The organism is Burkholderia semiarida, assembly GCF_029268935.1.
GTDB lineage: Bacteria > Pseudomonadota > Gammaproteobacteria > Burkholderiales > Burkholderiaceae > Burkholderia > Burkholderia semiarida.
Genome location: NZ_JAHLCL010000005.1, coordinates 909,599 through 912,938 on the forward strand (window position 1 = coordinate 909,599; position 3,340 = coordinate 912,938).

Genomic DNA, 3,340 nt, shown 5'->3' on the forward strand with positions numbered 1-3,340 from the left:
TGATCGTGCAGACGCCGTCCGGCTCCACGCAGGAAACGACCGGCAGGACGCTCGACAACATCAACACGTACCTGACCACCGCGGAGAAGGATGTGGTCGACTCGGTGTTCACGGTCAACGGCTTCAGCTTCGCGGGCCGCGGCCAGAACGCCGGCCTCGTGTTCGTGAAGCTGAAACCGTACGAGCAGCGCCAGCGTTCGGACCGGAAGGTGCAGGCGCTGATCGGCCGGACCTTCGCGCACTATTCGACGTACAAGGACGCGATGGTGATTCCGTTCAACCCGCCGTCGATTCCCGAACTCGGCACGGCCGCGGGCTTCGACTTCGAGCTGACGGACAACGCCGGCCTCGGTCACGAAGCGCTGATGGCCGCGCGCGGCCAGTTGCTCGGGATGGCCGCGAAGGATCCGGCGTTGGCGCTGGTGCGCCCGAACGGCCTGAACGATACGCCGCAGTACAAGGTCGACATCGATCGCGAGAAGGCGAACGCGCTCGGCGTGACGGCCGCGGCGATCGACCAGACGTTCTCGATCGCATGGGCGTCGCAGTACGTGAACAACTTCCTCGATACCGACGGCCGGATCAAGAAGGTGTACGTACAATCGGACGCGCCGTTCCGGATGACGCCGGAGGACATGAATATCTGGTACGTGCGCAACAGCTCGGGCGGGATGGTGCCGTTCAGCGCGTTCTCGAGCGGCCACTGGATCTACGGGTCGCCGAAGCTCGAGCGTTACAACGGCGTGTCGTCGATCGAGATCCAGGGGCAGGCCGCGCAAGGCAAGTCGACCGGCCAGGCGATGGCCGCGATGGAAGCGCTCGCGAGCAAGCTGCCGGAAGGCATCGGCTATTCGTGGACGGGGCTGTCGTTCCAGGAAATCCAGTCGGGCTCGCAGGCGCCGATCCTGTATGCGATCTCGATCCTCGTCGTGTTCCTGTGTCTCGCGGCGCTGTATGAAAGCTGGTCGATTCCGTTCTCGGTGATCATGGTCGTGCCGCTCGGCGTGGTCGGCGCGCTACTCGCGACGATGCTGCGCGGCCTCGAGAACGACGTGTTCTTCCAGGTCGGCCTGCTGACCACGGTAGGCCTGTCCGCGAAGAACGCGATCCTGATCGTCGAGTTCGCGCGCGAGCTGCAGGCGGGCGGGAACATGGGGCCGGTGCGCGCGGCGATCGAGGCGGCGCGCCTGCGACTGCGTCCGATCCTGATGACGTCGCTCGCGTTCATGCTGGGCGTGCTGCCGCTCGCGATCAGCAACGGCGCGGGTTCGGCGAGCCAGCACGCGATCGGCACCGGCGTGATCGGCGGGATGATCACGGCGACGTTCCTCGCCATTTTCATGATCCCGATGTTCTTCGTGCGGGTTCGCGCGATCTTCAGCGGCGAGACGGAGAATGTCGACGACGCATGGCGTCTCGTACAGGGCGACCTGCAGCACGGTCACGACGACGCACACGAATCGAAGGGGCAGTAACGATGCGAAAACATGCGTTGACCGCAACCGCGGTCGCACTGGCTGCCGCGCTGTTTGCCGCCGGCTGCACGATGGCGCCGCATTACAAGCGGCCCGACGCGCCCGTCGCGCAGGCGTACCCGGCCGGCGGCGTCTACGCGACGCAGCCGGGCGCGGCCGGCGCGCGCAGCGCGAACGGGCAAGCTGCGACCGCCATCGGCTGGCGCGAGTTCTTCGTCGATCCGCGCCTGCAGCGGCTGATCGAGATCGCGCTGAACAACAACCGCGACCTGCGCGTGTCGGTGCTGAACATCGAGGCGGCGCGCGCGCAGTACCAGATCACGCGCGCGGGGCTGTTCCCGACGCTCGACGGTACGGGCACGGGCAGTATCCAGCGCGTGCCGCAGGGCCTTTCGCAGACGGGTGCGCCGTACATCTCGCGCGCCTACAACGTCGGGCTCTCGGCGTCGTGGGAGCTCGACCTGTTCGGCCGCGTGCAGAGCCTGAAGGACCAGGCGCTCGCGCAGTACCTGTCGACGTCGTATGCCCGGCAGGCATCGGAAATCTCGCTGGTGTCGCAGGTGGCTGACCAGTACCTGACGCTGCTGTCGACCGACGATCTGCTGAAGGTCACCGAGAACACGCTGAAGACCGCGCAGGCGTCCTACGACCTGACGAAGCTGCAGTTCGACAACGGCACGGGCTCCGAGCTCGAGCTGCGTCAGGCGCAGACGGTGGTCGAGACGGCGCTCGCGAACCAGCAGGCGCAGGCACGTGCGCGTGCGCAGGCGCTGAACGCGCTGGTGCTGCTGATCGGCGAGCCGCTGCCGGACGACCTGCCGGCGGGCATGCCGCTCGACGCGCAGAATCTGCTGACGGACGTGCCGGCAGGCCTGCCGTCGGATCTGCTGACGCGGCGTCCGGACGTGATGCAGGCCGAGCAGACGCTGCTGGCTGCAAACGCGAACATCGGCGCGGCGCGCGCGGCATTCTTCCCGCGCATCTCGCTGACGGGCGCGTTCGGCACCGGCAGCCCGACGCTCGGCGGTCTGTTCAAGGCCGGCACGGCCGCATGGTCGTTCGCGCCGCAGATCACGATGCCGATCTTCGAGGGCGGGCAGAACATCGCGAACCTGAATCTCGCGAACGTGCAGAAGCGCATCGAGATCGCCAACTACGAGAAGGCGATCCAGTCGGCGTTCCGCGAAGTGGCGGACGGCCTTGCCGCACGCGGCACGTACGACCAGCAGATCGCTGCGCTCGAGCGCAACGAGCACGCGCAGCAGCGGCGCTTCGACCTGTCGGACCTGCGGTACAAGAACGGCGTCGACAGCTACCTGTCGGTGCTGACCGCGCAGACGGATCTGTACTCGGCGCAGCAGTCGCTGATCAGCGCGCGTCTGGCCCGCTGGACGAACCTGGTCGACCTGTACCGCGCTGCCGGTGGCGTTCTCCGGCGGCTCGGTCGGCGCGATCTATCGTCAGTTCTCGCTGACGATCGTGTCGGCGATGGTGCTGTCGGTGCTGGTTGCGTTGATTCTGACGCCGGCGCTGTGCGCGACGATCCTCAAGCCGATCCCGCAAGGGCATCACGAAGAGAAGAAGGGCTTCTTCGGCTGGTTCAACCGCACGTTCAACAACAGCCGCGACAAGTACCACGTCGGCGTGCACCACGTGATCAAGCGCTCGGGCCGCTGGCTCATCATCTATCTGGTCGTGATCGTCGCGGTCGGGCTGCTGTTCGTGCGCCTGCCGAAGTCGTTCCTGCCCGATGAGGACCAGGGCCTGATGTTCGTGATCGTGCAGACGCCGTCCGGCTCCACGCAGGAAACGACCGGCAGGACGCTCGACAACATCAACACGTACCTGACCACCGCGGAGAAGGA

The 3,340-nt window shown here is 66.6% G+C and carries 1 protein-coding gene and 2 pseudogenes; all 3 read left to right on the forward strand.

Translation table 11 applies throughout. The features are described 5' to 3' along the window. Positions 1–1,475, forward strand: a 1,475-nt coding sequence (locus tag KPB06_RS10895) for an efflux RND transporter permease subunit (RefSeq protein ID WP_275920442.1), incomplete at its 5' end; no start/stop codon positions are given. A 2-nt stretch (positions 1,476–1,477) separates the two neighbouring features. Further along, positions 1,478–2,902: pseudogene (locus KPB06_RS10900) on the forward strand (efflux transporter outer membrane subunit); the annotation flags it as partial. Beyond that, a pseudogene (locus tag KPB06_RS10905) lies at positions 2,892–3,340 on the forward strand (efflux RND transporter permease subunit); the annotation flags it as partial. The pseudogenes KPB06_RS10900 and KPB06_RS10905, both read left to right, overlap by 11 nt.